Here is a 5,388-nt window from a genome sequence, read left to right as displayed (position 1 = left end):
GGAGTCGGTGTCGGTGTCGGTGTCGGTGTTGGAGTCGGAGTCGGTGTCGGAGTCGGAGTCGGAGTCGGAGTCGGCGCCAGACTCGAGCGCAAATACCAGTTGTCTGCCGTCCCGGCGCTCACACCGCCCTTGAACAGGTAGTACGTGTAGGCGCCCGCGGACAGCGGCTTCGGCAGCGTGAAGGCGGTCGCCGTAGTCGTCGCGCCGTTGCTCGCCTGCACTACGAGGATGCCGTCGGAGAGCGTGGCGCCGCCGGAGCCGCCGACGTTGGTGACGCCCACAGAAGTATTGCCCGAGCCGACGCCTTGGGCGATCACCAGCTTGTCGCTCGGCGAGCCGTCTCCGCCCAGCACCGTCTGCAGCAGCAAGCGGCCGTTGAGCCCGGTGTAGTTGCCGTTGATCACCAGCGTATTGCGCGTAGCCGTTGCGCCGTTGGTCAGATCGATGGTACCTGCATTGTGGACGTTCACGCGTTGACCCGCGACCACTGGCGCGATCGTTGCCGTGCCGCCAAAGCCGCCCGCAAACACCTTGCTGCTCGAATCGACATTCAGCGCGCCGGTCAGCGTGCCGCTGTCGCCGAGCACGAGACCATTGGCATCGAGCGTTAACTGGCTGCCGTTGGTGACGTTGACGGTCTCCCAGTTGATGAAGCGACCGCGGCCGCTTGCCGACGTGCGGTTGAAATTGAGCACGTCGTTGCCGGTTCCGCCGTCGAAGCTCGGCACACCGGCGAGATTGGCGTCGGTGAGGCCGGTGAGGTTGGCGGTGTCGTCGCCTGCGTCGAGACGCACGAAGCCGCTGACGGTACCGCCGCTCCAGTTGAATGTGTCATTGCCGCTATCGGTCCAGATCGCGCGGCCGTTGCCGCCCGCGATGGTGCCGGTGTTATTGATGACGGTGTCGAACGTGCCGATCACACTGATCGCCTGGCTGCCGGCTGCGGTGATCGAACCGCTGTTGGTGACGGTTGATGCGCCACCGGCAAGGGCGATCGCGTTGATCGCGCCTGCAATCGTGCCCGCGTTGTTGAACGTGCCGCCGCCGTTCGCAACGACGGCATTCGCCTGCTGACTGACGATGCTCGCGCCTGCCGCGTTGTTGAGTGTAACGGGGCCGGAAAACATCGCGCCGAGACCGCCGGCGCCGCGCGCGGTGCTCGAGCCGGTATTGGTCACGACGCCAGGCGCCGTGTCGAACGAAACGAGGCCGTGCGAACCAGCGCCTGAGACATCGATCGTGCCGTGATTCGTCAGCACGTTGTTGCCGGTCCCGCTGACCGCGTTGCCATTGGCCAGCATGCCGTGCGAACCGGCTCCTGTTGTAGTGATCGAGCCGTTGTTGACGAGCGTGTCGTTGTCCGTCAACGCAGCCATGCCGTGCGAACCGTCGCCGCTCGTTGAAAGCATGCCGTTGTTGGTCAGCGTGCCGCCACCGGGGCTCGCGAAGTCATGCATTGCGACTGAGTTGTTGCCGGTGGTGCGGATCACGCCGGCGGTGTCGTTGAGCATCGTGACCGCTGCAGCGCTGTTGAACATGCCTTCCGATTCGACGCCGCTCGTGAGGATCGTGCCGCGGTTGATCAACACGTTATGGCCGGCGCCGTTGCTCGCGCCGTGCGCGGAGATGGCGTCGAAGGTGTCGCCGGCGCCCTGCAAGGTCCCGAGGTTGGTGACCGAGCTGCCGTCGCGCACGAGAATGACGTTGTCGCCCGTGACGTTGAGTTCGGCCCCCGCTTGCACGTTCACCGTGACGTTGGTGCTTCCGGCAACCGCGGCGATCGGCGTAGTGGACGGATTGGGAGCGCTGCTGCTGCAGGTGACGGTCTGCCCGCTGACCGGCGCGGTGTTGTCACAGGCAGCGAACGCATGCTCGCATGGCAGAAGGACCGCGATGCCGAGTGCGGACGAAAGGGCTTCGAGTAAACGCAAACGAACAGGCACATGCTTCGAGCATGCACGGCGCATACGGTGGTCCTCAAATAGAACAGGTCTGGTCAGTTCCTGCTGGGTTTGCTCTGTGTACTGCGTCGTCTCTTGGAATGTTGCGGCTGGACGGTGTGCAAAAGAATGTACCGCCGGACGAATTTAGTCAACGACTCGAACGACGCGAGCGACAAGCCGTGCGACCGCACGTGAAGCGGACGCTGCCCCGGGCAGGGCGCGAGGGCCAGGCAAAAGCCAAGCGAAAGCCCTGCAAAAGGGCAGCCGCGAATCTCACCCAGGCGTGCCCTCCATGCGCCGCTTCGACCGTTGTGGATCGATCAGTGCGAAACCCGCCGAGCCGACGATCAGCAGCAACACGCCGGTCACCATGAAGCCGATCTCATAGCCACGCGCGTCGCCCGCCGCGCCGAGCAGCTTGCCCATCGCGACGGGTCCGATCAGGCCCGCGGTGGTGACGATCGAGTTGGTGATTGCGAGCAGGGCCCCGCGCCTTACCAGTGGCGCGACTTCGGCGACCAGCATCGGACCGAAGGTGAAAGTCTGAATTGCCAATGCGCTGGCGAGCCCCATCAAGGCGACTTTGACGAACGGCGGCGCACTGAACAACAATGAACAGTACGCAAACCCACTCATCACGCAGGCTGCACTGATCACTTTGCCGCGCGCCACCTTCGACGGCACGCCGCGCTTGAGCATTCGATGCGAAGCCATCACGAGCGCGATGCCGAGCGGGATCTGTGCCGCGACTTGCAGCGCGAACAACCAGCCGGCCTGGGTCGCGGCAAAACCGAGGCCGAGCCGGAAATACGCGGGCACCCAGGTGAAACCGATCGCGATGACCGCATAGCCGACGAAGCATTGCAGCATCACGCCGATAACGGTGCGGTCGCTGAGCATGCGCCGAAAGCGCAATGACGCGGCACGTGAGCCGGCCGCCGCGGCGGCAAACGCAGGTGATGGGTTGTGCTGACGATTCCCCGTCTTGCCAAGGCACAGCCACAATACGGTCCAGCCGATGCCGACCGCGCCGAGCGTGAGAAACGTCGCGTGCCAGTGCCACCGCTGCGAGATATAGGTGAGCAACGGTCCTGCAATGATGACGCCCGCAGTCGCTCCTTGCTGAACGATGGCGGTAGGCAGGTTGCGTTCGTGATCATCGAACCAGGTGTAGACCACATGCAGCGCAAGCGGTGACGCCGGCCCTTCGCCCGCCCCTAGCAGGACACGGCATAGCAGCAACACGGCAAAGCTGGTCGGCCACGCGAGCGGCAATTGTGCCACCGCCCAGAGCAGCGCGAGCGCGGCGAGCAGCCATTTCATGTTGACGCGGTCGGCGACCAGCCCGACGGCGATGCCCGAGATCGAGAACAACACAAAAAACGCGCTGCCGACGAGGCCGAACTGACCGTGCGTCAACTGCATGTCATGCATCAGCGGGATCGCGACCAGGCCGAGCACGGCTTTGTCGGCGAAATTGATCAGCATGAACAGGAACAACGAGGCGACGATCATCCAGCGGCGGCCTTGCGCGGTTTCGCGTGCCTGGGTGGGATGAGCCGACGTCGTGTCGGCGGCAAGCGCCGTGCAGCGCTTCGTGCTGCTGAGGAAAGTGGGCAAAACGGGTCTCCATTGCTGGCGCGGGGCGCTGGGTTTTCGCCCATTTGAGGTGGTATAACTGAATTGTTCAAGTGCATTCTCGTTATCGGGAGCTTGCAAACTATGCATGAGGTCAATTCCCGCCGCCTTACCCATCTGATCGCGCTTGCCGAGGAAGGCAGCTTTGCGCGCGCGGCCGAGCGGGTTTATCTGAGCCAGCCGGCCTTGAGCCGCAGCATTCAGGCGCTCGAAGAGGAAGTCGGCATGAAGCTGTTCGACCGCGCCGCGCGCGGCGTCGCGATGACGGCGGCCGGGCGGCTGCTGGTCGAGCGCGCCCGGCGCGTGCTGTTCGAAACGCGCTGCCTGTTCCGCGACGTCGAACTGCTGAAGGCGCACGAGCTCGGCGAGGTGCGCATCGGCCTCGGACCCTACGCGGCGGTCGTGCTGCTGCCGGACCTGCTGGTGGAGTTTGCGCGGCGCTTCCCGAAGATCAAGGTGTCGATCGAACTCGGCGAAGCCGATGCGTTGCTAACCAAGCTGCACGCCGAACAGATCGACTTTATGGTGGCCGACCGCCGTGTGCCGCCCGTGACACCCGATGTCATGTTGCAGCGTCTGCCACGTCACGAGGGTGGCTGGTTTGCACGGCCGGACCATCCCTTGTTTGGGCGCGACACGGTACAGCTCACGGCGTTGCGCGAATTCCCGCTGGTGTCGGTGAGCTTGCCCGCGTTCATGAAGGACGCCCTGCATCGCCTGCTCAAGTATCGCGCGCACGAGCAGATTCCGTTTCAGATCGAATGCAACGACGTGACGGTGCTGAAGGACTTCGTTGCGCAGACCGATGCCGTGCTGTTTGCCACAGCGTCCGCGGTGCGGCGCGATCTGGAGACGCGGCGACTGGCGCGCATCCCGCTCGCCCATCCGCCGCGTCTCGCGCTCGAGTTCGCGCTGGTATATCTGGCCGAGCGCACCCCTTCGCCCGCTGCCTTTTCCGCATTGGGACTCGCCGAACAGGTGATGGCGGACGCCAACCGCGCCGCGCAGAGCTTGCTGCCTCCCGATTCATTGGCGACATGAATGGGCCGCTGAACGGCCGCCTGGTTGATCGCATGACCGGCCCCTTGTTTACCCTGAGTGCGGTTGACAAGGCAATCCCGATCGCGGACTATCCGGAATCCAGATTCCGGTTTGTCGTGAATCTTCATTTCCCCAGAGCAGCGAACCGAAGCTGAACACCGCATGACGACGACTTCACCACGCAGGCGCGAAGCGCAGCCCAGCGCCATCGCGGCGCCGCGTCAGACGCGCAGCCAGCAGGGGCTCGTTCGCATGCTGCAAGCCGGACGCGAGCTGCTCGAAGCGAGTGGCAATCTCGACGACCTGTCGATCAACGATATCGTCGAGCGTGCGGGCACGTCGATCGGCGCGTTCTATCGGCGCTTCGACAACAAGGACAGCTTCTTTGAAGTCGTCCAGAACGCGGCGATGGAAGAGGGCCTCGGGCACGTGCGCGGGACCGTCGAGCGTGATCCTGCCTGGCGTTCGAACGACGCTGGCACGCTTGCCGATGCGGTCATTTCGTTTTACGTATCGACGTTCCGGCGCAATCGCGGGTTGTATCACGCGTCGTTGCTGCGGTCATCGCAGCGCAAAGCCAGTTGGGACGCCGTGAAGTCGACCAATCACGAAGTGCTGGCGCTGATCGTGCCGCGTCTCGTCAGCGCGTTGGCGCAATCGCGCGGCATCAAGGGCGCCGGCAACGCCACCCAGTCGCTCGAATTCGAAGTACGCGCCACCCTGCAGATGATCCTCGGCATGCTCGTCAACAGTGTGCTGAACGACC

General features: G+C 64.2%; 3 protein-coding genes and 1 pseudogene. 2 read left to right on the top strand and 2 right to left on the bottom strand.

What is annotated here, in order from left to right; translation table 11 throughout:
- Both VFE81_RS13775 and VFE81_RS13770 read right to left on the bottom strand, forming a co-directional pair.
- Positions 1-1,967 (bottom strand): annotated as a pseudogene (locus VFE81_RS13775) (hypothetical protein); the annotation flags it as partial.
- A gap of 249 nt (positions 1,968-2,216) precedes the next feature.
- The gene (locus VFE81_RS13770; RefSeq protein ID WP_325045126.1) at positions 2,217-3,563 is read right to left on the bottom strand and encodes an MFS transporter; all 1,347 of its coding nucleotides are present in this window, start codon (positions 3,561-3,563) and stop codon (positions 2,217-2,219) included.
- 102 nt (positions 3,564-3,665) lie between these two features.
- Between VFE81_RS13770 and VFE81_RS13765 the strand changes: the two genes are divergently transcribed.
- Positions 3,666-4,622 (top strand): LysR family transcriptional regulator, encoded by a 957-nt coding sequence (locus VFE81_RS13765; RefSeq protein WP_325045125.1) that lies wholly within the window; start codon positions 3,666-3,668, stop codon positions 4,620-4,622.
- Positions 4,623-4,784: 162 nt separating this feature from the next.
- Positions 4,785-5,388 (top strand): helix-turn-helix domain-containing protein (locus VFE81_RS13760; RefSeq protein ID WP_325045124.1); only part of this gene is annotated, 604 nt, incomplete at its 3' end.

It is taken from the genome of Paraburkholderia sp., from assembly GCF_035656215.1.
Lineage (GTDB): Bacteria > Pseudomonadota > Gammaproteobacteria > Burkholderiales > Burkholderiaceae > Paraburkholderia.
This window is presented reverse-complemented; position numbering and strand designations above follow the sequence as displayed.